The sequence below is a fragment of the Nocardiopsis sp. N85 genome, from assembly GCF_028882275.1.
Classification (GTDB): Bacteria; Actinomycetota; Actinomycetes; order Streptosporangiales; family Streptosporangiaceae; genus Nocardiopsis; species Nocardiopsis lambiniae.
In genome coordinates, this window is record NZ_JARBUT010000018.1 from 61,664 (window position 1) to 82,589 (window position 20,926).

Sequence of the window (20,926 nt, forward strand, 5' to 3'; positions counted from 1 at the left end):
TGCCGGCGCGAGGAGGATCCTTCCCGTTCGTCCGAAACCGGGGACGGCACCCCGTCGGAGCAGGTAGAACTATGGCGGAACCCGTGTCGCGCCCGGCCGTCGCCCCGGCCCGGCCGTCCCCGCGCGTCGACCCGCACCCCGCAGAAAGGCCGCACCGTGGGCCCCATCGCCCCCCTCACCGACACCGCCCGGACCGGTGAGGACGCCGTCGTCCTCACCCGGGAGCTGATCCGCAGGGACTCCACCAACCATGGCGGGGGTCGGGGTGACGAACGCGCCTCGGCCGAGTACGCGGCCGAGGCGCTGACCGACGCCGGACTCACCCCGGTGGTGCTGGAGTCAAAGGAGCGGCGGTCCAACGTGGTGGCCCGGGTACCGGGCACCGACCCCGACGCGCCCGCCCTGCTCGTCCACGGCCACCTGGACGTGGTGCCGGCCGACGCCGCCTCCTGGACGGTGCCCCCGTTCTCGGGGGAGATCGCCGACTGCCCGGTCACCGGGCTGCCCGCCCTGTGGGGGCGCGGCGCCGTGGACATGAAGAACACCGTCGGCATGGTCACCGCCGTCGTCCGGGAGTGGGCCCGCACCGGGGCGCGGCCGCGCCGCGACATCGTGCTGGCGTTCGTCGCCGACGAGGAGGACAGTTCCGAACACGGCGCCGAGTTCCTGGTGCGTCGGCACCCCGACCTGTTCGAGGGCTGCGCCGAGGCCATCGGCGAGGGCGGCGGTGAGACCGTCCACGCCCGCACCGCCACGGGCGGGACGGCGCGGCTGTACCCCGTGGGCGCCGCCGAACGGGGCAGCGCCTGGCTGACCCTGCGCGCCGAGGGCACCGCAGGGCACGGATCGCGTCCGCCCCGGGACAACGCCGTCGCCGCGTTGGCCGAGGCGATCGTGCGGATCTCCGGGCACCGCTGGCCGCCGCACCCGACCCCGGTCACGCGGGCGTCCATCGACGGGATCGCCGCGGCGCTGGGGGTGGAGCGCGGTCCCGACGACACCCGCACCGACGAGGCGCTGGAGGCGTTGCTGGCCCGGCTGGGCGCGGCCGCCCCGCTGGTCTCCCCCGCCGTGCGCAACAGCGCCGCGCCCACGATGCTCTCCGCCGGGTACAAGGTCAACGTCGTGCCGGGTGAGGCCACCGCCGGGGTGGACGGTCGCGTGTTGCCCGGGGCGGAGAAGGCTTTCGAGGAGACCATGGACGAGCTCACCGGGGACCGGGTGGGCTGGGAGTACGCGCACTCCTCGCCACCGGTGTCCGCGCCGGTGGACGCACCCGTGTTCGAGGCGCTGCGGGCCGCCCTGCTGGCCCAGGACCCGGACGCGCACGTGGTCCCGGTGTGTCTGGGGGGCGGCACCGACGCCAAGGTGTTCTCGCGGCTGGGGATCGACTGCTACGGCTTCTCACCGCTGTGGCAGCCGGAGGGGATGGACTACGCCGGGCTGTTGCACGGGGTGGACGAACGGGTGCCGCTGGAAGGGCTGCGGTTCGGCGTCCGGGCCTTGGACGTGTTCCTGCGGGCCTGAAACGACCGAGCGTCGTGGGTGGTGGGCGTGCGCCACGGTGGCGGGCGCCGCTGGGCGATGACCGATGTCCGGAGGGGGACGTGTGACGGAATCGATGACGGTGAACGATGAGGGCGTGGTGGCGGGGGTCCGGCCGCCGCGGCTGCGCGCGGGCGACCGGGTACGGCTGGTGGCACCGTGCAGCCCGGTCCCGGAGCCGATGCTGGAGTCGGCCGCGGAGGAACTGCGCCGATGGGGGCTGGTCGTGGAGTTCGGGGCGCACGTGCGCGACCGGCATCCGGTGCTGCCCTACCTGGCGGGAGCGGACGCCGACCGGGCCGCCGACCTCCAGGACGCCTGGTGCGACCCGGACGTGGCCGCGGTGTTCTGCGTACGAGGCGGCGACGGGGCGCACCGGACCCTGGACCTGCTCGACTTCGCCGCGCTGCGCGCGGCCGCGCCCAAGGCCCTGATCGGTTTCAGCGACGTCACGGCCCTGCACGAGGCCTTCTCGGTGGAACTGGGTGTGGCGACGGTGCACGGGCCGGTGATCGGCACCAAGTACTTCGTGGGCGACCCGGTGGCGCAGGAGGAGCTGCGGTCGACCCTGTTCGAGCCGGAGCGCCGCACGGTGCTGACCTCGCCGGGGGCGCACGCCCTGGTGCCCGGACGCGCCGAGGGTGTGCTCTTCGGAGGGAACCTGAGCCTGCTCAACGACGGTCTCGGGACACCGCACAGCCGGGCGTCGGCGGCCGGGGGCATCCTCATGCTGGAGGACATCGGCGAGGACGTGGCGCGGCTCGACCGGATGGTCACCCACCTGCTGCGCACGGGGTGGACGACCGGGCTGGCCGGGGTGGTCCTGGGCACCTGGACGGACTGCCCGCCGGGCCCGGGGGTGATCGCCGACCTGATGCGCGAGCGGCTCGCCCCGCTCGGGGTGCCGGTGCTGTGGGGGTTGGAGACGGGACACTGCGCCGCCCAGCTGACGGTCCCGCTGGGGGTCCCGGCCCTGTTGGACGCCGAGAACGGCCTCCTGGAGCTGGCGGTCCCCGGCCTGGCATGACCCGGGTGCCGTCGGGCGCACCGTGCCCGACGGCACCGTCCAACGGCGATGACCCGCGGATCCGGCGGTGCGGACGACCCGGTCGGCCGGGAGCCGGGGAGGAGGGGCCCGGCGTCGGCGACGACACGGGCGGGGCACGGTCCGGGCCGGCGATGGCGCGGCCGGGTTCGGCGAGGTCGCGGGCGGTGGCCGGGGCACGGACGAGGATCGGGCGGCGGCGTGCGGCGTACCCGCTGACGTGCTCCTCGACCGCCACCGTCCGGGCGAACGGCGCGTAGGTCTCGGCGTCCTGACAGGCGCGGTCGTCGCCGGTGACCAGGGTGGCGGGGGCGCCGTACCCGGCGACCACGACCCTTCCCCTCGTTCGGATGGTCGTACCGGTACGACCGTGGGGCTTCGGAGGGGGAGTCTAGACTCGACGCCATGGTGAGAGAGCCGCTGACCCAGAGCCAGATCGAACGCGGACGCCTGCTGGGCGGTCTACTGCGGCGGGCCCGCGCCGACCGCACCATGGTCGACGTGGCCCGACAGGCCGGGATCTCGGTGGAGACGCTGCGCAAGATCGAGGGCGGGCGCATCCCCACCCCGGCGTTCTTCACCGTCGCCGCGATCGCCGCCGCCCTCGACCTGTCCCTGGACGACCTGTTCCGCCGGGTCGACGAGGCCGCCGCGACCCCCGTGGGGGCCTGAGGTTAGGTTGGGATGGCACGCCCTTCCCGGGCGTGTTCCCGACCCCTCCGGCCGTGCGGGTGGTAGGCACGAGAGGGCCGCGTCGACGAGGACCAGCAGGGGGAGAAGATGAGCGAACAGGCGTTGCGGGTGGACGAGGCCGAGCTGCGGGGCCTCGTGGACGGCCGGTGGGCGCACGTGCGCGAACGCGCCCGTGATGTGATCCGGGGCGAGCTGTACGCCCCTGTGTACGGCCTGTCCGTGGAGGAGCACCGCGAGCGCACCCTCACTCAGCTCTCGGCCTTGGCCAAGACCGACATGCCCTCCTACGGGTTCCCCGCCTCGGTGGGCGGCAAGGACGACGTGGGGGCCTCGGTGGTGGCCTTCGAGATGCTCGTCGCGGACCTGTCCCTCATGGTGAAGATGGGTGTGCAGTGGGGGCTGTTCGGCGGGGCGATCCGTGCCCTGGGCACCGAGCGCCACCACACCGAGTACCTGCCCCGGGTGATGTCGATGGAGATGCCCGGCTGCTTCGCGATGACCGAGACCGGCCACGGTTCGGACGTGCAGCAGCTGCGCACCACCGCCACCTATCACCCGATCACCGAGGAGTTCGTGGTCCGCACGCCCGACGAGGCGGCGCGCAAGGACTACATCGGCAACGCGGCCAGGGACGGTCGGATGGCGGTGGTGTTCGCCCAGTTGCGCGCCGATGGCGAGGACCACGGCGTGCACGCCCTGTTGGTGCCGATCCGCGACGAGGACGGGAACCCGATGCCGGGGGTCCGGATCGAGGACTGCGGGCCCAAGGCCGGGCTCAACGGTGTGGACAACGGGCGGTTGTGGTTCGACGGCGTGCGGGTGCCGCGCGTCAACCTGCTCAACCGGTACGGCACCGTGGCGCCCGACGGCACCTACTCCAGTCCCATCCAGAACCCCAATCGTCGGTTCTTCACGATGCTCGGCACCCTCATCCGAGGCCGGATCAGCGTGGCCGGGGGCGCGGGGAGCGCCACCAAGGCGGCGTTGACCATCGCGTTGCGCTACGCCGACACCCGGCGCCAGTTCACCCGTCCGGGCATCGACGGCGCGCCCGAGCAGGAGGTGCGCATCCTCGACTACCTGGCGCACCAACGTAAGCTGCTGCCCGCCCTGGCCCGCACCTACGCGTTGCACTTCGCCCAGGAGGAACTGGTCACCAGGTTGCACGAGCTGTCGCGGGCGCCGCGACGGGACGAGCACGCCCAGCGGGAACTGGAGTCGCGGGCCGCCGGGTTGAAGGCGATCGCCACCTGGCACGCGACCGAGACCATCCAGACCTGCCGGGAGGCGTGCGGCGGGGCCGGGTACCTGGCGGAGAACCGGATTCCGCAGTTGAAGGCCGACTCCGACATCTTCACCACGTTCGAGGGCGACAACACGGTCCTGTTGCAGCAGCTCACCAAGGGCCTGCTGACCAACTTCCAGGACTCGTTCGGCGACCTCGACACGATGGGGCTGGCCCGGTTCATGGCGGGCAGGGTGTTCGAGACGGTGATCGAGCGCACCGCGGCGATCCCGTTGATCGACCGGCTCATCGCGGCCTCCCCCGGACGCGGGGACGAGGCCGACCTGTACAACCGGGGCTGGCAACTGGAGCTGCTGGAGGACCGGGAGAAGCACGTCATCGAAGGGCTGGCGGGGCGGTTGCGCCGGTCCGGCAAGGACGGCGACGCCTTCGAGGTGTTCAACCGGGCCCAGGACCACGTGCTGGCCGCGGGACGGGCGCACATGGACCGGGTGGTGCTGGAGGCGTTCGTGGCGGGTATCGACCGCTGCGGCGACAAGTCCACGGCCAAGCTGCTGAACCGACTGTGCGACCTGTACGTGATGTCGGTGATCGAGGAGGACCGGGCCTGGTTCCTGGAGCACGAGCGGTTGTCGACCGGTCGGTCCAAGGCGGTGACGCGGGCGGTGGACGACCTGTGCCGGGGGCTGCGGCCGTACGCGGTGCGGTTGGTCAACGCGTTCGGGTTGCGCGACGAGTGGCTGGGGGCGCCGATCGCGCTGGGCGCCGAGCACGCCCGGCAGGGCGACCCGGCCCCGGACCGGGGGTGACCCCCGGGTGCGGTCTCGATGCCGGGGCCGCACCCGCCCTATACTAGTCAAAGTTTAATAGAGACGCGGAGTCGAGCGAGGAGGGTATGGCATGTCGGCCATTCGGCTGCTGGTCCTGGGGGCGGTCCGCCTGCACGGGCGGGCGCACGGCTACCAGGTGCGCAACGACCTGGAGTTCTGGGGCGCGCACGAATGGTCCAACGCCAAACCGGGATCGATCTACCACGCGCTGAAACAGATGGCCAAGCAAGGACTGCTCGTCGCGCACGACGTGGCCCCCTCCACGGTGGGCGGCCCGCCCCGCACCGAGTACGAGATCACCCCCCGGGGGACCGAGGAGTACTTCGCCCTGTTGCGACGGTCGTTGTCCGGGTACGACGAACGCCGGGACATGCTCTCGGCCGGACTGGGCTTCATGGCGGACCTGCCCCGCGAGGAGGTGCTCGACCTGCTGAGCAAGCGGGAGGAGGGCCTCAAGACCTGGCAGGACTCGGTCTCCACGCACTACCTCCCCGAGGAGCACGCCGAGCAGATGGGCCACATCGGGGAGATCATGGAGATGTGGCTGCACATGGCCAAGGCCGAGACCCTGTGGACGCGACGGCTCATGGAGCGCATCGAGGCGGGCGCCCACACGTTCGCCGACGAGGCGGGCGAGCCGTTCGCGGAGGTGTTCGCCGAGGACCACCCCGACCTCATGGCCGCCTGGCGCGTCGGCGATTCCTGAGCCCCACGGGCCCGAGACCCCCGAAGCTCCGAGACCGAACGATCGGGGGAACGCCGCGTACCAGGACGGACGACCGGGACGGGCGACCGCCCCGGGCCGATCCCCGGGCCTCGGAGACCGGACTCCCCGGGAGGGGCCGCCCGCCGGGGCGGACGACCGGGACGAGGGCGGACCCCGCCCCGCGTCGACCCGGTGTCACGGGACGAGCGGACCGCGCGACGGTCCCGGCGTCATGGGGTGAGCGGACCGCGCGACGGTCCCGTGCGACCTCCGGCGCGGCCGGAGACCGATCGCCGGAACACCCTTCCGCGCGCCGGAACGGGTCCGGAGTGGACGCGGACGGTAGTCCGTGAGGGGCCCGCCCCTCCCGGCGCGGGAACGAGGCGCCGGGGAGGGCCGCCGCCCGGGATCAGCGGGACAGGGAGCGGAACCGGCCGGCCGCCATCGGGCAGGCGACCACGAGCAGCAGGACCGGCCACAGCACCGCCAGGAACAGGGCGTGCTCCGCCGCCCACGAGGTGCCCGCGACCCCCGGGTTCCCGAACAGGTCGCGCACCGCCGTGGCGGTGGCCGACATCGGGTTCCACTCGGCCACCGCGCCCAGCCACCCGGGCATGGACTCGGGCGAGGCGAAGGCGCTGGAGGTGAAGGCCACCGGCCAGACCAGGATCTGCACCGCCATCACCAGTTCCGGGCGGCCCACGACCAGTCCGAGCCAGATACCGCAGGCCAGCATCGCCGCGCGCAACAGGAGGAGCAGGCCCACCGCGCCCAGCGCGGCGCTCAAGGTGCCGTGCCAGCGCCAGCCGAGGGCGAACCCGACGGCGAGCACGATGAGCAGGGCCACGACGGATTCGAGCAGATCGGCGATGCCGCGGCCGACCAGCACGGCGGTGGGCGCCATGGGCAGGGACCGGAACCGGTCCAGGACACCGCGTCCCAGGTCACGGGTGATCGCCGTCATCGTGCCCTCCAGACCGAAGGCCATGGTGAGCACGAGCAGACCGGGGACCAGGAACTCGGTGTAGTCCCCTCCGCCGGCGACGGTCATGCTCCCGCCGAGGAAGAGGGCGAACATCACCAACATCATCACGGGGAAGAACAGGGCGAGGAGCACCCCGGCGGGGTTGCGGGCCCAGCGGGCGAACTCGCGCCGGGTCATCGTCCAGGAGTCGATCACCCACCGGGCCGCGTCGCCGGGCGTTTCCTCGTGCGCCCGGTCCTCCCGTACATCGGTCATCCGTGCCATCTCCCTCTCCCATCGTCGTCGCCGACCCGGGTCCCGCCCGGGTGGTCGCCTTTCCTCCCCCGCCCGAGCACGAACGGGTCATCGGTCGCGGACCCGCGGCCGGACCGGGGGCGCTCCCCTCCCCGGGTGGTCTCGGGAGGTCCGTCCGCGCCCGCTCCACCGCCCCGGGCGCGACTCCCGTCCCAGACCGGCACGGACCAGGCGGGCACAGCCCAAGCCGACACGGACCGGACGGGCTCGGGCCGGACGGGCACAACCCAAGCCGGCACGGGCCGGAGCGCCCTCCCGGAGGTCACCCGGAGCCCTGAGGAGCGCCCACCGGGCCGGTGGGGACATTCCCCGCGGCGCCGGGGCCGGAGTCCGCCGGGGCGTCGGGATCCGGAAGGACGCCGGCAGCGCCGTCGACGTCGGCGCCGGTGGTCCCGGTGAGGTGGAGGAAGACCTCGTCCAGGGTGGGGCGGCGGAGGGCCAGGTCATCGGCCTCGATGCCCGCCCCGTCCAAGGCGCGGACGGCGCGGGCCAGGGCGCCGCGCCGATCGGCGACGGGGACGCTGACACGACCGGAACGAGTATCGGCCTCCCGAGAATGGTCAAATTTGACCAGTTGGTCGAGGTCGGGGCCCCCGGGATGGCCGAAGAGCCTCGCCAGTAGTTCGGCGGCCTCGGCGAGGCGGGCCGGATCGGTGACGATGACGTCCAGGCGGTCGCCGCCGACCATCGTCTTGAGCCGATCGGCCGTACCCTCGGCGATCACCCGACCGCCGTCGATCACGCTGATGAGATCGGCCAACCGATCGGCCTCCTCCAGGTACTGGGTGGTGAGGAGCACCGTCGTACCACCGCCGACCAGGGAGTGCACCGACTCCCACACCTCGGTGCGCCCGCGCGGGTCCAGGCCGGTGGTGGGCTCGTCGAGGAACAGCACCCCGGGGTCGACGATGAGCGACGCGGCCAGGTCCAACCGGCGTCGCATGCCGCCGCTGTAGCCGGACACGGGCCGACCACCGGCGTCGCTCAGCCCGAACCGCTCCAGGAGTTCGTCGGCGCGGGCGGCCGCACGACGGCCGCCCAGGTGGTGCAGCCGGCCGAACAGTTCGAGGTTCTGGCGACCGGACAGCTCCTCGTCCAGGGCGGCGTGCTGTCCCAGCAGGCCGATGCGACGGCGGACGTCGCGTGGACGTGTGACGACGTCGATCCCGTCGACCTCCACACGCCCCTCCTGGACCCGGAGCAGGGTGGCCAGGGTCCGCACCAGCGTGCTCTTGCCCGCCCCGTTGGGCCCGAGGATGGCGTGCACCGTACCGCGCGCCACCGTCATGTCGAGGCCGTCCAGCGCCCTCTTCGTCCCATAGGACTTGCGCAGTCCCGCCACCAGGACGGCGGGATCCCCCCGTTCCACCATGACACCTCCCACTCATTGATCAATCTTGACTACTGGAGGAGGATAGCTCCCCGGAAGCTCATTAGTCAAACTTGATAAGTCACTTCTTCCGACAGGACACGACGCCACTCCGCCCATCGTTCGCCACCCGCCGCCCCGGCCACACCCTCCGACGGACATCCACGCCCGCCCCCGGGGAGCACCGGAGGAGACCGGCCCCCGCACACCCCCTCGGCGGACGCGGCCGTGGCGGGAACCGGGGAATCAGAGCCCCCTGGGGGCACACGTCACCGAGGTCGTCCGGAGAGCCAGTGCTCCAGCTCCTCGGCGTTGCGAAGCTCGCCCTCCACGCGCCGACGCTCCTCGGCGGTGAGGTCGATGGTTTTGAGCGCCTCGGTCCACTCGGACCGGCGCTCGTGCTCGTCCAACGCCACCGAGAGCTCGATGAGGGCGGCCAGCGCCATCGCCCGTTCCACCGCGGGGGCGTCGTCCCCGTGTCGACGCAGCGCGGAGCGGAGGTAACGCCACGCCGCCCGGTCGTCGAGCTTGAAGTCGCGGAGGATGCGGGCCCCGTCCAGCGCGCGGGCCAGACCCTCCAGTTCGACCGAACCGCCGTACTCCAACTCCTGGGGTTCGTCGCGCTGGATGAAGATGATCGAGTTGCCCGAGGGGTCCACCACCGTGAAGCGACTCGCCCCCGAGCGGTAGCGGGTGATCCGGGGCACCCCCTTGGTCGGGACCCGACCCTCGGCCGACCGCATCCGGGCCGACAGAACGGCGTGATAGGCCGCCACGTCGTCCACCATGACCAGACAGCCGCCCCCGTCCTCCCCCGACGGGTCGAACCCCTTGGGCGCCCGGCCGTAGTGCAGGTGGACACCGCCCCACCGGAAGGCGAGGTAGAGGTAGGGCCGGTCCTGCTCGTAGGTCACCTCGAACCCGAGGGAGCGGAAGAAGCCCAGGGTCTCCTCCGCCGACGCGCACGGCAGCAGCGGCACCATCGTCTCGTTCGCCCGCACGCCGGCTCCGGCACCCTCCCCGCCCTCCGGACCGGTCATCCCGACTCCCTCCGCCCGCCCCTCCACACCGGCCGCCTCCATGGCCCCCTCCCGGTCCGGGCTCCCGGGCATCCGCGCGTCCGACATCCGACCGGCGGCCCCAGGGCCACCACCGCTCCCCCTTCCCGCCGGCCCGGACCGCCCGACCCCCGCATCGGACCGGAGCCCCGATCCGCCGACGGCCTTCGCCCGCCCCTCGCCTTCCGCAGGCCTCACCGCGTCCCGCGCCCCCGGCTCGACCGTTCCGGCCGACGGGTCGGCCCTCGTACGGGACCCGGGTCCCGACGCCCGGACGAGCGCAGCGCCCTTCGTCGGTTCCGAACCCGCGGCCTCGTGGTGCGTTCCGATGTGCGTCATCGCCACCCCCACCTTCATTAATCAAGTTTGATCAGCATTCGAGGTTATCCCCCGCGCGGAATCTGGTCAAAATTGATCAGCCATGCCCGCCGCACCTTCGGGTCTTCCGCTCGCACATGTGACCCACATAACATGAAGACAATTCACGTTAGGCAGGTGACACGTGCGCCCACCCCCCGCGCCCCCGCCCTCCGAACATCCCCCGCCACGACCCGCCCCGATGGTCGAGGCACTCGCCGAGCCCACCGCCCCCGTCGGCGCGCCGTGGGTGGCCGGGATCAGCCTGGCCAACCTCGGCATGTGGATGGCGTTCTTCGGCCCCCTCCAGGTACTCCTCCCCGAGCAGGTCGGGGCGATCGTCCCGGAGGACAAGGAGACCGCCCTGGCCTGGGTCACCGGTATCGGCGCGCTGGTGGCCACCCTCGGCACGCCCCTGGCCGGGGCCCTGTCCGATCGCACCACCGGTCCGCTGGGACGCCGCCGCCCCTGGGTCCTGCTCGGCGCGGTCCTGGGCGGGATCGGTCTCGTCGTGCTGGGCCGCCAGGACACCGTCACCGGCGTGCTCGTGGGCTGGTCGTTCGTCCAGGCGGCCCTGTCCCTGCTCAACGCGACCCTGCTGGCGGCCATCCCCGACCGGGTCCCCGTCCGCCAACGCGGCGCGGTCTCCGGCTGGGTCGGCATCCCCCAGTCGGCGGGCGTGGTGATCGCCGTGGTGCTGGTGACCGTGGTCGTCACCCGCGTCGCCCCCGGTTACACGCTCATCGGCGTCCTTCTCATCGCCTGCGTTCTGCCGTTCGCCCTGACGGCCCCGGACCCGCCGCTGCCGCGCGAGGCCCGACCGCCCTGGCGCGAGTTCGTCCGCGGATTCCGGATCCCCCTGCGCGATCACCCGGACTTCGGCTGGGCCTGGCTGACCCGGTTCCTCATGCAGACCGGCAACGCGATGTTCACGCTCTACCTGCTGTACTTCCTGCGTGACGGGATCGGTTACGAGGACCTCTTCCCCGGTTCGTCCGCCACCGACGGTCTCCTGCTGCTGATCCTGGTCTACACGGGGGCGGTCGTGGCCACCACGGTGCTGGCGGGCGTGCTCTCCGACCGGTGGGGGCGGCGGCGCGGCCCCGTGTGCCTGTCGGGGATCGTGTGCGCGATCCCGGCGTTCCTGGTGGCGGCGTTCCCGTCGTGGCCGATGCTGATCGCGGGGGCGGTGGTGCTGGGTGTCGGGTTCGGCATCTACCTGTCGGTGGACAACGCCCTGGTCACCCAGGTCCTCCCGGCCGCCGAAGGGCGGGCCAAGGACCTGGGAATCGTCAACATCGCCAGCGCCGGCCCGCAGGTGATCGCCCCCGCCCTGGCCGGCCCGATCGTGGTGCACCTGGGCGGTTACCCGGTGCTGTACACCGTCTGCGGGCTGCTCACCCTGCTCGGCGCCCTCCTGGTGTGGCGCATCAGGGGTGTGGCCTGACCCGCTCCCACCCGAGAAGACGCCCTCCCGCCCCGGGAGGGCACCACACGTGCACGAAGGGATCCGTATGTCGTCACCGTTCCTGTGGGGTACGGCCTCGGCCGCGTTCCAGGTGGAGGGCGCCCTGTCCGAGGACGGTCGCGCCCCGTCCGTATGGGACGTCTTCGCCGCCCGCCCCGGGGCGATCCGCGACGGGCACAGCCCCGCCGCGGCGTGCGATCACTATCACCGCTGGTCCGAGGACGTGGACCTGCTCGATCGCCTGGGCGTGAACGCCTACCGGTTCTCGATCGCCTGGCCCCGGGTGGTGCCGCGCGGGTCGGGGGCGGTGAACAAGGCGGGCCTGGACTTCTACGACCGCTTGGTGGACGCCCTGTTGGAACGGGGCATCGCACCTCTCCCCACCCTGTTCCACTGGGACCTGCCCCAGGCGCTGGAGGACGCGGGCGGGTGGCTCGCCCGGGACACCTCGAAGGCGTTCGCCGACTACACCGCCGTCGTCGCCGACCGGCTGGGCGACCGGGTGGGGCGGTGGATCACCCTCAACGAACCGGTGGTCCACATGGCCTACGGTCACGCGTTCGGAATCCACGCCCCGGGTCGGACCCTGGACGTACCGGAGGTGCTGCGGGTCGCCCACCACCTGCTGCTCGCCCACGGCCTGGCCGCCGCCGAACTGCGCTCGCGCGGTCTGGAGGCGCTGTTGACCAACAACCTCTCCCCCGTGCGGGCACCCGAGCACGCCACCGACGCCGACCTGGCGGCCGGGGCGGCCTACGACGCCCTGCACAACCGGTTGTTCACCGACCCGGTGCTCACGGGCGCCCACCCGGACCTGTCGGCGTTCGGTGTCCCGGAGGTGCCGGGGGTGCGCGAAGGCGACCTGGACCTCATCACCGGCAGCGTGGACGGCATCGGCGTCAACTACTACAACCCGAGCCTGGTCCTGGCCCCCGAGGAGGGCTCCGGTCTGCCGTTCGCCCTGGGGGAGATCACGGGGGTGCCGACCACGGCGTTCGGATGGCCGGTGGTCCCGGAGGGGCTCACCGAGACCCTGGTGGGGCTGACGGACCGCTACGGGAACGCGCTGCCGCCGTTGTACGTCACGGAGAACGGGTGCTCGTGCCGCGACGAGGTCGAGGACGGCCGGGTGGCCGACCCCGAGCGGATCGCCTACCTGGAGGGGCACATCGCCGCCGTGGACGCGGCCCGGGAGCGGGGCGCGGACGTGCGCGGTTACTTCGTGTGGACGCTCACCGACAACTTCGAGTGGGCGGAGGGCTACCACCAGCGCTTCGGTCTGGTGCACGTGGACCACGCCACCCAGACGCGCACGCCCAAGGACTCCTTCGCCCGCTACCGCGACATCATCGCCGCCCGCACCGCCGCCCTCTGAGGGCTCATTCGGTGACGGCGTCCAGGGGTCCGCTGTCGAACCGTTCGGGGGCCTGCTCGCCGCGTCGGCGAGCGGGCTCCCACCACCACCAGTGCGAATCGGGCACCCAGGAGGGCACCTCTTCCTCGGCGGTCGAGACGGCGGTTTCGGCGACCGCCTCCAGGGCGTCGTCGATGCGGGCGACCGCCTCCAGGTCCTCCTCGCGCAGGAACTCGCGCCAGGGCACGAACTCCTCGGCGAGGATCTGGAGCATGGAACGGCGCCAGCAGGCGGGCCGGTAGCCCTCGTAGCGGCCGTTCTCGGCGGCGGTCTGACTGCGCACGACGTACAGGCCGAGCCGGTCGGGGTTGTTGCCGCCCACCAGCAGTTCGGTCAGGGTGGCGATGAACTCGCGGCCCGCCGGGGACCGGCGTTCGGCGCGGTTCGTCGCCCGGTAGAGGTCGAACAGGGCGGCGAAGGCGTCGTCCATCAACGCGTCCCGGTCCCTGCGACGCGCGGCGCTCTCGGCGAAGGCGTCCAACGCTCTCCTGGCCAGGGTGGAGATGTCCCTGCCCATGTCCGGAACCACCTGTTCCACCGCCTTCTCCTGTTGTGGGGGTCACGCTCGCACGGCCGGTGCGGTCGGGCTTTCGATCATAGACACCGTTCGCGGGCGACCGCCATCGGTCAGGGCTCCGGCCGCCGTCCTCATCCGGACAGGACCGCGTCGAGCATCCCGGCCCATTGGCGGACGATGCGGCGGCGACGTGCGCTGTCGTCGGTGAGCAGGTTGGCCAGACCCAGGCCCCGGGCCAGGTCCAGGGTGGCCTGGACGGCCTCGCGGACCCCGGGTCGGGACTCGTCGGCCCCCAGCAGGCCCACGGCGGCCCGGTGCAACTCGCGTCCCACCCGTTCCTCCATGGGAAGGATGCTCTCGCGCAGCGCCGGATCGTTGGCGGCGGCGGCCCACAGCTGGAGGGCGGCGCGGAAGTCCTCCCCGGTGAAGGCGTCCACGGCCATCTGCACCACGGCCTCGGTACGACCGGGGCCTTCGGGGACGGTGGCGATGCGGCGGCGCAGCTCCTCTCCCCGGCTGTCGAGGATGTGCCGCATGACCGCCAGGTACAGGTCCTCGCGGGTCGGGAAGTGGTGCTGCGCGGCACCCCGGGAGACCCCGGCGGTCTCGGCGACCGCGCCGACGGTGGCCCCGGCCACGCCGCTCTCGGCCAGGCGGGTCACGGCCGCCTCCAACAGCCGGGCCCGGGTGGCCCGACTGCGCTCCTGTCTGGGTTCGCGCTCCGCTGCGGTCCCCACCCGTCGCTCCCTCGCTGTGTGGCCGCGCGGGCCCCGGGGTCCGGGTGTCCGCGCGCTCCGATCAGTACGACCTGGGCAGGCCCAGGGACTGCTGTGCCACGTAGTTGAGGATCATCTCCCGACTGACCGGGGCGATCCGGGCCAGGCGGGCGCTCGCGATCGCCGCTCCCAGCCCGTACTCACCGGCCAGCCCGTTGCCGCCGAGGGTCTGCACGGCCTGGTCGACGGCCCGCACACACGCCTCGGCGGCGGCGTACTTGGCCATGTTGGCCGCCTCGCCCGCCCCGGCGTCGTCGCCGGAATCGTAACGGAACGCGGCGTGCTGGGTCATCAGCCGGGCCTGTTCCAGTTCGATCTTGACCTGGGCGAGGGGGTGGGCCAGTCCCTGGTGGGCGCCGATGGGGGTGTCGCGCCAGACCCTGCGCTCCTTGGCGTAGGCGACGGCCTTGTCGAGGGCGTGTCTGGCGCTGCCGGAGGCCAGGGAGGCGGCCATGATGCGTTCGGGGTTGAGTCCGGCGAAGAGTTGCAGGAGCCCGGCGTCGGGGTCGCCGACCAGCGCGTCGGCGGGCAGGCGGACGTCGTCCAGGAAGAGCTGGTACTGGTGGTCGGGGCTGAGCAGGTCCATTTCGATGCGCCGCGCCTCGAACCCGGGGGTGTCGGTGGGCACGATGAACAGGGCCGCGGACAGTCGGCCGGTGTCCTGGTCCTGGACGCGGCCCACGACCAGGACGGCGTCGGCGACGTCCACCCCGGAGATGAAGGTCTTGCGGCCGTCGAGGACCCAGTGGTCTCCGTCGCGGCGGCCGGTGGTGGTGATGCGGTGGGAGTTGGATCCGGCGTCGGGTTCGGTGATGGCGAAGGCCATGATGGTCTCGCCGGTGGCCAGTCCGGGCAGCCATCGCTTCTGCTGCGCGGGGGTGCCGAACCGGGACAGGACGGTGCCGCAGATGGCCGGGGAGACGACCATCATGAGGGTGGGACAGCCGGCTGCGCCGAACTCCTCCAGGACGGCGGCCAGGTCGCCGATGCCTCCCCCGCCGCCACCGTGCTCCTCGGGGAGGTTGACCCCGAGGTAGCCGAGCCTCCCGGCCTCCCGCCACAGTTCGGTGAGGTAGGCGCCCTCCTTGGCCCTGGCCCTGTAGTAGGCCGATCCGTAGTCGCGCGCGAACGCGGAGACCGCGGCGCGCAGTGCTCCGCGCTCGTCGGATTCGTTGAAGATCATGGCCCCGGTCGTCAACTGCTCTGCCCTTCGTAGTCGAGTACGGCGAGGGGTGTTCCGGCGGACACGCGCCGGCCCGCCGCGACCGGGATCTCCCGGACGGCGCCGGCGGCGGGCGCGGTGATGCGGTGCTCCATCTTCATGGCCTCCATCCGCAGGAGGGTCTGGCCCGCGCGGACCTTCTCCCCCACGGTGACGTCGACGGAGGTGACGGTGCCCGGCATCGGCGCGGGCAGCGCGCCGGGGTCGACCTCGACCTCGGGTGCGGGCAGGGGGTCGACGGGGGTGAGGGAGACGGATCCGTTCGGTGTGTCGATGTGGACCCGGCCGCCGGCGAAGTGGACGGTGTGGGCGCGGCGCAGTCCGTCGACCTCCAGGACGACCCGGTCCGCGGCGACCGACCGGACGCGTGTGCCGGGTCGTTCGGGGAGGGGCGCGCCGCGCACGGTGCGGTGGGACGCGGAGATCTCACGCCCGTCGTCGGTGGTGTAGCGGCGCACGTGCGGCCCGGAGGGGAGGTTGCGCCAGTGCGCGGGGATCCCCGGCGGGACGGCCGTTCCGGTCCGGGCGACCTCGGCGCAGGCCAGGGCGGCCGCCAGGGCGGCGAGTTCCTCGGTGTCGGGGGCGACCAGGGGGGTGGCGAGCGCGGTGAGGCGGTCGCCGGTGAGGAACCCGGTGTGCAGGTCCCAGGGCCGGTCGGCGGCGTCGACGAATCCGGGGTGACGCAGGGTGCGCACGAGCAGGTCGCGGTTGGTGCCCACGCCGTGCAGGCGGGCCCCGGTGAGGGCGGCGGCCAGTCGGCGCAGGGCGTCGCGGCGGTCGCGGCCGTGCGCGACGACCTTGGCGAGCAGGGGATCGAAGTCGGTGCCGACCTCGTCCCCGGCCTCGACTCCGGCGTCCAGGCGCACTCCGAACCCGGCGGGAGGGGCGAAGCGGGCGGTGGCGGCGGGAACGTCGAAGGCGGTGAGCACACCGGTGCGGGGCCGCCAGCCGCAGCGCGGGTCCTCGGCGTAGAGGCGGGCCTCGACGGCGTGGCCGACGGGCGGAGGCGGGTCCGCGGCGGGCAGCCGGTCCCCCTCGGCGACGCGGATCTGCCATTCGACCAGGTCGAGTCCGGTGACGCATTCGGTGACGGGGTGTTCGACCTGGAGTCGGGTGTTCATCTCCAGGAAGACGGGGACCCCGAAGGCGGTGGGGTCGCCCTCGGCGGGCGGGTGGACGGGGACGAGGAACTCGGCGGTGCCCGCGCCGACGTAGTCGATGGCCGCGGCCATCCGTCGGGCCGCCTGGTGGAGGTCGCGGCGCAGGTCCTCGGGCAGGCCGGGGGCGGGGGTCTCCTCGATGACCTTCTGGTGGCGGCGTTGCGCCGAGCAGTCGCGTTCGCCGAGGGCCCACACGGTGCCGTGGGCGTCGGCGAGGATCTGCACCTCGATGTGGCGACCGCGTTCCACGTACGGCTCGCAGAACACGGTGGGGTCGCCGAACGCGGACGCGGCCTCGGTGCGGGCGGCGGCCGCCGCCGCGGGCAGGTCGGCGAGGTCGTGGACCGCGCGCATGCCCCGGCCGCCGCCTCCGGCGGAGGCCTTGACCAGGACGGGCAGGTCCTCGACGCGCACGTCCTCGGGGTTCAGGGCGTCGGCGACGGGCACTCCGGCGGCGCGGGCGATCTCCTTGGCGCGGGTCTTGGCGCCCATCCGTTCGATGGCGTCGGCGGAGGGCCCCACCCAGGTCAGTCCGGCCTCGACGACGGCGCGGGCCAGGGCGGGGTTCTCCGACAGGAACCCGTAGCCGGGGTGGACCGCGTCGGCACCGGCGGCGCGGGCGGCGGCGACGATCGCGGCGGGGTCGAGGTAGGCGTCCACGGGTCCGCCGCCCGGGGGGACGGGCAGGGGGACGGCGGTGTCGGCCTCGACGACGTGGGCGGCCTCCTCCTCGCCCGGGGCGTGGACGGCGACGGTGCCGATGCCCAGGGCGCGGCAGGTGTGGATGACGCGTCGGGCGATCTCGCCGCGGTTGGCGACGAGGAGGGTGGTGACGGGTGGGGTGTTCACGGGTGCCCTCACATTCGGAAGACGCCGAAACGGTCGGTGCCGCGCACCGGGGCGTTGTGGGCGAAGGACAGGCACAGTCCCAGGACGGTGCGGGTGTCGCGGGGGTCGATGACGCCGTCGTCGTAGACCCGCCCGGACAGGAACAGGGGCAGGGACTCGGCCTCGATCTGGCCTTCGACCATCTGCCGGACGAGGGCGTCCTGTTCCTCGTCGTAGGGTCGCCCCTTCCGGGCCGCGGACTGCCGGGCGACGATGGAGAGCACCTCGGCGAGCTGCTTCGGGCCCATGACGGCTGAGCGGGCGCTGGGCCAGGCGAACAGGAACCGGGGATCGTAGGCACGGCCGCACATGCCGTAGTGGCCGGCCCCGTAGGAGGCGCCGACGAGCACCGAGAAGTGGGGGACCGTGCTGTTGGAGACGGCGTTGATCATCATCGAGCCGTGCTTGATGATGCCGCTCTGTTCGTACTCGCGGCCGACCATGTAGCCGGTGGTGTTGTGCAGGAAGATCAGGGGGGTGTCGGCGCGGTTGGCGAGCTGGATGAACTGGGTGGCCTTGTGCGCCTCGGCGCCGAACAGCACCCCGTGGTCGTTGGCGAGCACGCCGACGGGGTATCCGTGCAGGTCGGCCCAGCCGGTGACGAGTCCGGTGCCGTAGGAGGGCTTGAACTCGTCGAACTCCGAGCCGTCGACGACGCGGGCGATGATCTCGCGGGGGTCGACGGGGATCTTCAGGTCGGGCGGCATGACGCCGATGAGGTCCTCGCCCGGGTGGAGGGGTTCGCGGGCGGCGGCGGGCGGGGACCCGGCCTTGCGGTGGCCGAGCCGGGCGACGATGCGGCGGCCGATGCGCAGGGCGTCGTGCTCGTCCTCGGCGAGGTGGTCGGCCAGGCCGGAGACCTCCGCGTGCATGCGGGCCCCGCCCAGGGACTCGTCGTCGCTCTCCTCGCCGGTGGCCGCCTTGACCAGGGGCGGTCCACCGAGGAACACCTTGGCGCGGTCGCGGACCATGACGACGTGGTCGCTCATGCCGGGGACGTAGGCGCCGCCCGCGGTGGAGTTGCCGAACACGAGCGCGATGGTGGGGATGCCGTCGGCGGACAGGCGGGTGAGGTCGCGAAAGGTGCGCCCGCCGGGGATGAAGATCTCCTTCTGGGAGGGCAGGTCCGCGCCGCCGGACTCGACGAGGCTGATCATCGGCATGCGGTTCTGCGCGGCGATCTCCCCGGCCCGCTGGGACTTCTTCAGCGTCCAGGGGTTGCTGGCCCCGCCGCGCACGGTGGGATCGTTGGCGACGATGACGCATTCGACGCCGGAGACCACGCCCACGCCGGTGATGAGGCTCGCGCCGACGGTGTACTCGCTGCCCCAGCCGGCCAGGGGGGACAGTTCGAGGAAGGGGGAGCCCTCGTCGAGGAGGAGTTCGACGCGTTCGCGGGCGGTGAGCCCGCCCCGGGAGCGGTGTCGCTCGACGTACTCGACGCCGCCGCCGGCCAGGGCCTTGGCGTGTTCGGCGTCGATCTCGCCCAGGGCGGCGAGCATGCTCTCCCGGGCTTCGGCGAACTCGGCGGAGGCGGTGTCGATCCGGCTGGGCAGTACGGTCACGGGCGTGCCTCCTCGGGCAGCAGGACGACGGGCAGGGGGACGCGTCGGGCCCGCAACCATTCGCCCAGCCCCTTGGCCTGGGGGTCGAGCCCCTCGCGGCGCGCGGTGCCGGGGGCGAGCATGCCCTCGATCCAGAAGTTGGCGGCGCGCAGTTCGGGCAGCAGGTGGCGGGTGACCTTGAGGTCGGCGGTCTCGGGCAGCAGTTCGCGCAGGAGGTCGACGGTGAGGTGGTGGGCGATCCACCGCCAGGCGTCCTCGCGCTGATCGCGGGCCCAGACCCCGAGGTTGGCGTCGGCGCCCTTGTCGCCGCTGCGGGCGCCCAGGATCAGTCCCAGCGGGGCTTCGCGTACCGGCCCTTCGGGCGGGGGCGCGGGCGGCGCGGGTTCGGGGACCTCCACCAGGGACCGTGTGACCTCGGCGGGGGCGATGGTCAGCCGGTCGCCGTCGGGGAGGATCGCGAGGTGTTCGACCTCGGAGGCGGGTACGAGGGCGTGGGTCGCGGCCACCCCGTCGGGGCGGGCGTCGCGCGGCGGGGCGGTGAGGTGGAACCCCGCGTAGCCCGACAGCGCGAGCTCGACGGCGGCGGCGCCGAGGGGACGCCCGATGACGGTGGGTTCGTGGTCGCGGGCGGTGACGCGCAGGCGGGCGGTGGCCTTGTCCTGGGTGTCCCCGTGAGGGTCCTCGGCGGGGACGAACTCGAAGCGCAGTTCCTCGGGGCGGCGACGGGCCAGCGCGGCGCGCAGTTGGCGTTCGGCCAGGGCCGCCTTGGTCTCGGCGTCCAGGCCGGTGATGAGGAACTCGACGTCGTTGCGGAAGCCGGTGAGGCCGGTGAGGCCGACCCTGAGGTCGGGCGGCGGCGCCTCGCCCCGCGTGCCGGACAGGCGCACCCGGTCGGGGCCCTCCTGGACCAGGCGGACCGTGTCCAGGCGGGTGGTGACGTCGGGGCCGGGGTAGCGGGCGCCGGCGATCTCGTAGACCAGTTGGGCGGTGACGGTGCCGACGGTGACGGCGCCGCCGGTGCCGGGGTGCTTGGTGATGACCGCGCCGCCGTCGGCGTGGATCTCGGCGATGGGGAAACCGGGTCGGGCCGGGTCGTGTCCGTCGCGGACCAGGTCGTCCAGGAGCGCGTAGTTGCCGCCGGTGGCCTGGGCGCCGCATTCGATGACGTGTCCGGCGACGGTGGCCCCGGCCAGGGCGTCGAGGTCGTCGCGGGTCCAGCCGAAGTGGGAGATGGCGGGGCCGACGGCGAGGGAGGCGTCGGTGACCCTGCCGGTGACGACGATGTCGGCGCCGGCGTCGAGGCAGGCGGCGATGCCGAAGGCGCCGAGGTAGGCGTTGGCGGTGAGGGGGCCGTCCAGGCCCAGTTCCTCGGCGCGGTGCAGGAGGTCGTCGCCGGTGACGCAGGCGATGCGGGGGTCGAAGCCGAGGGATTCGGCGAGTTCGGTGAGGCGGTCGGCCAGCCCTCGGGGGTTGAGGCCGCCGGCGTTGGTGACGACCTTGACCCGGCGCTCCATGATGAGGCCGAGACTGTCGCGCATCTGCCGCAGGAAGGTCTTGGCGTAACCGCGCGAGGGGTCGGCGAGCTGGTCGCGACCGAGGATGGCCATGGTGAGTTCGGCCAGGTAGTCACCGGTGAGGACGTCGACCGGTCCGTCGGTGAGCATCTCGTGGACGGCGCAGAGGCGGTCTCCGTAGAAACCGGAGGCGTTGCCGACCCACAGCGAGGGCGTATCGGTCATGACCACGAGAGTGACACCGGACACATGAAAGAACAAGCACTCGTGATTG

General features: G+C 73.1%; 16 protein-coding genes and 1 pseudogene. 7 read left to right on the forward strand and 10 right to left on the reverse strand.

Annotation, left to right across the window (positions count from 1 at the left end):
• Positions 1-156 precede the first annotated feature (156 nt).
• Together PWG71_RS22025 and PWG71_RS22030 are read left to right on the forward strand one after the other, a co-directional pair.
• Positions 157-1,527, forward strand: coding sequence for a M20/M25/M40 family metallo-hydrolase (locus PWG71_RS22025; protein ID WP_274811835.1), 1,371 nt, complete (start codon positions 157-159; stop codon positions 1,525-1,527).
• Positions 1,528-1,621: 94 nt separating this feature from the next.
• Positions 1,622-2,572 carry a S66 peptidase family protein gene (locus tag PWG71_RS22030; RefSeq protein WP_274811836.1) on the forward strand — a complete coding sequence of 317 codons (951 nt, stop codon included), beginning with the start codon at positions 1,622-1,624 and terminating at the stop codon, positions 2,570-2,572.
• 201 nt (positions 2,573-2,773) lie between these two features.
• Here PWG71_RS22030 and PWG71_RS22035 read toward each other — a convergent pair.
• Positions 2,774-2,921 (reverse strand): annotated as a pseudogene (locus tag PWG71_RS22035) (M55 family metallopeptidase); the annotation flags it as partial.
• Between the two features lie 74 nt (positions 2,922-2,995).
• Here PWG71_RS22035 and PWG71_RS22040 point away from each other — a divergent pair.
• The 3 genes from PWG71_RS22040 (at position 2,996) to PWG71_RS22050 (ending at position 6,065) form a co-directional block, all read left to right on the forward strand.
• Positions 2,996-3,262, forward strand: coding sequence for a helix-turn-helix domain-containing protein (locus PWG71_RS22040; RefSeq protein WP_274811837.1), 267 nt, complete (start codon positions 2,996-2,998; stop codon positions 3,260-3,262).
• Between the two features lie 108 nt (positions 3,263-3,370).
• Positions 3,371-5,338 (forward strand): acyl-CoA dehydrogenase family protein, encoded by a 1,968-nt coding sequence (locus PWG71_RS22045; RefSeq protein WP_274811838.1) that lies wholly within the window; start codon positions 3,371-3,373, stop codon positions 5,336-5,338.
• Positions 5,339-5,429: 91 nt separating this feature from the next.
• The gene (locus PWG71_RS22050) at positions 5,430-6,065 is read left to right on the forward strand and encodes a PadR family transcriptional regulator (RefSeq protein WP_274811839.1); all 636 of its coding nucleotides are present in this window, start codon (positions 5,430-5,432) and stop codon (positions 6,063-6,065) included.
• Positions 6,066-6,474: 409 nt separating this feature from the next.
• Here the strand turns inward: PWG71_RS22050 and PWG71_RS22055 are convergent, their stop codons facing one another.
• The 3 genes from PWG71_RS22055 to PWG71_RS22065 form a co-directional block, all read right to left on the reverse strand.
• Positions 6,475-7,305: an ABC transporter permease gene (locus PWG71_RS22055; RefSeq protein WP_274811840.1), complete on the reverse strand. Its 831-nt coding sequence runs from the start codon at positions 7,303-7,305 to the stop codon at positions 6,475-6,477.
• A 301-nt stretch (positions 7,306-7,606) separates the two neighbouring features.
• Positions 7,607-8,716, reverse strand: coding sequence for an ATP-binding cassette domain-containing protein (locus tag PWG71_RS22060; protein WP_274811841.1), 1,110 nt, complete (start codon positions 8,714-8,716; stop codon positions 7,607-7,609).
• A 266-nt stretch (positions 8,717-8,982) separates the two neighbouring features.
• Positions 8,983-9,753, reverse strand: coding sequence for a glyoxalase (locus PWG71_RS22065; protein WP_274811842.1), 771 nt, complete (start codon positions 9,751-9,753; stop codon positions 8,983-8,985).
• Positions 9,754-10,330: 577 nt separating this feature from the next.
• On the opposite strand from PWG71_RS22065, the gene PWG71_RS22070 reads away from it, so the two are divergent.
• Positions 10,331-11,575 carry an MFS transporter gene (locus PWG71_RS22070; RefSeq protein WP_274811843.1) on the forward strand — a complete coding sequence of 415 codons (1,245 nt, stop codon included), beginning with the start codon at positions 10,331-10,333 and terminating at the stop codon, positions 11,573-11,575.
• Between the two features lie 67 nt (positions 11,576-11,642).
• Positions 11,643-12,971 (forward strand): GH1 family beta-glucosidase, encoded by a 1,329-nt coding sequence (locus PWG71_RS22075; RefSeq protein ID WP_274811844.1) that lies wholly within the window; start codon positions 11,643-11,645, stop codon positions 12,969-12,971.
• A 4-nt stretch (positions 12,972-12,975) separates the two neighbouring features.
• On the opposite strand, the gene PWG71_RS22080 is transcribed toward PWG71_RS22075, so the two are convergent.
• The 6 genes from PWG71_RS22080 to PWG71_RS22105 all read right to left on the reverse strand — a co-directional run bounded on the left by PWG71_RS22080 (position 12,976) and on the right by PWG71_RS22105 (position 20,901).
• Entirely contained in the window at positions 12,976-13,527 is a 552-nt protein-coding gene (locus tag PWG71_RS22080; protein WP_274811889.1) for a hypothetical protein, read from the reverse strand.
• Between the two features lie 131 nt (positions 13,528-13,658).
• Positions 13,659-14,264 carry a TetR/AcrR family transcriptional regulator gene (locus tag PWG71_RS22085; protein WP_274811845.1) on the reverse strand — a complete coding sequence of 202 codons (606 nt, stop codon included), beginning with the start codon at positions 14,262-14,264 and terminating at the stop codon, positions 13,659-13,661.
• 61 nt (positions 14,265-14,325) lie between these two features.
• Positions 14,326-15,486, reverse strand: a complete 1,161-nt coding sequence (locus PWG71_RS22090; RefSeq protein WP_274811846.1) for an acyl-CoA dehydrogenase family protein — start codon at positions 15,484-15,486, stop codon at positions 14,326-14,328.
• Positions 15,487-15,497: 11 nt separating this feature from the next.
• On the reverse strand, positions 15,498-17,546 hold the full coding sequence (locus PWG71_RS22095; RefSeq protein WP_446725077.1) for an ATP-binding protein: 2,049 nt from the start codon (positions 17,544-17,546) through the stop codon (positions 15,498-15,500).
• Positions 17,543-19,138 (reverse strand): acyl-CoA carboxylase subunit beta, encoded by a 1,596-nt coding sequence (locus PWG71_RS22100; protein WP_274811848.1) that lies wholly within the window; start codon positions 19,136-19,138, stop codon positions 17,543-17,545. The genes PWG71_RS22095 and PWG71_RS22100 overlap by 4 nt, the downstream gene beginning before the upstream one ends.
• Complete coding sequence (locus tag PWG71_RS22105) at positions 19,135-20,901, reverse strand: acyclic terpene utilization AtuA family protein (RefSeq protein ID WP_274811890.1); 1,767 nt, start codon at positions 20,899-20,901, stop codon at positions 19,135-19,137. The genes PWG71_RS22100 and PWG71_RS22105 overlap by 4 nt, the downstream gene beginning before the upstream one ends.
• Positions 20,902-20,926 lie beyond the last annotated feature (25 nt).

What these genes read in the sequence shown, in the direction of transcription:
- PWG71_RS22030 (WP_274811836.1), top strand. Translation starts at nt 1,622, where the DNA reads ATGACGGTGAACGATGAGGGCGTGGTGGCGGGGGTCCGGCCGCCGCGG.
- PWG71_RS22040 (WP_274811837.1), top strand. Translation starts at nt 2,996, where the DNA reads ATGGTGAGAGAGCCGCTGACCCAGAGCCAGATCGAACGCGGACGCCTG.
- PWG71_RS22045 (WP_274811838.1), top strand. Translation starts at nt 3,371, where the DNA reads ATGAGCGAACAGGCGTTGCGGGTGGACGAGGCCGAGCTGCGGGGCCTC.
- PWG71_RS22050 (WP_274811839.1), top strand. Translation starts at nt 5,430, where the DNA reads ATGTCGGCCATTCGGCTGCTGGTCCTGGGGGCGGTCCGCCTGCACGGG.
- PWG71_RS22055 (WP_274811840.1), bottom strand. Translation starts at nt 7,305, where the DNA reads ATGACCGATGTACGGGAGGACCGGGCGCACGAGGAAACGCCCGGCGAC.
- PWG71_RS22060 (WP_274811841.1), bottom strand. Translation starts at nt 8,716, where the DNA reads ATGGTGGAACGGGGGGATCCCGCCGTCCTGGTGGCGGGACTGCGCAAG.
- PWG71_RS22065 (WP_274811842.1), bottom strand. Translation starts at nt 9,753, where the DNA reads ATGACCGGTCCGGAGGGCGGGGAGGGTGCCGGAGCCGGCGTGCGGGCG.
- PWG71_RS22070 (WP_274811843.1), top strand. Translation starts at nt 10,331, where the DNA reads ATGGTCGAGGCACTCGCCGAGCCCACCGCCCCCGTCGGCGCGCCGTGG.
- PWG71_RS22075 (WP_274811844.1), top strand. Translation starts at nt 11,643, where the DNA reads ATGTCGTCACCGTTCCTGTGGGGTACGGCCTCGGCCGCGTTCCAGGTG.
- PWG71_RS22080 (WP_274811889.1), bottom strand. Translation starts at nt 13,527, where the DNA reads ATGGGCAGGGACATCTCCACCCTGGCCAGGAGAGCGTTGGACGCCTTC.
- PWG71_RS22090 (WP_274811846.1), bottom strand. Translation starts at nt 15,486, where the DNA reads ATGATCTTCAACGAATCCGACGAGCGCGGAGCACTGCGCGCCGCGGTC.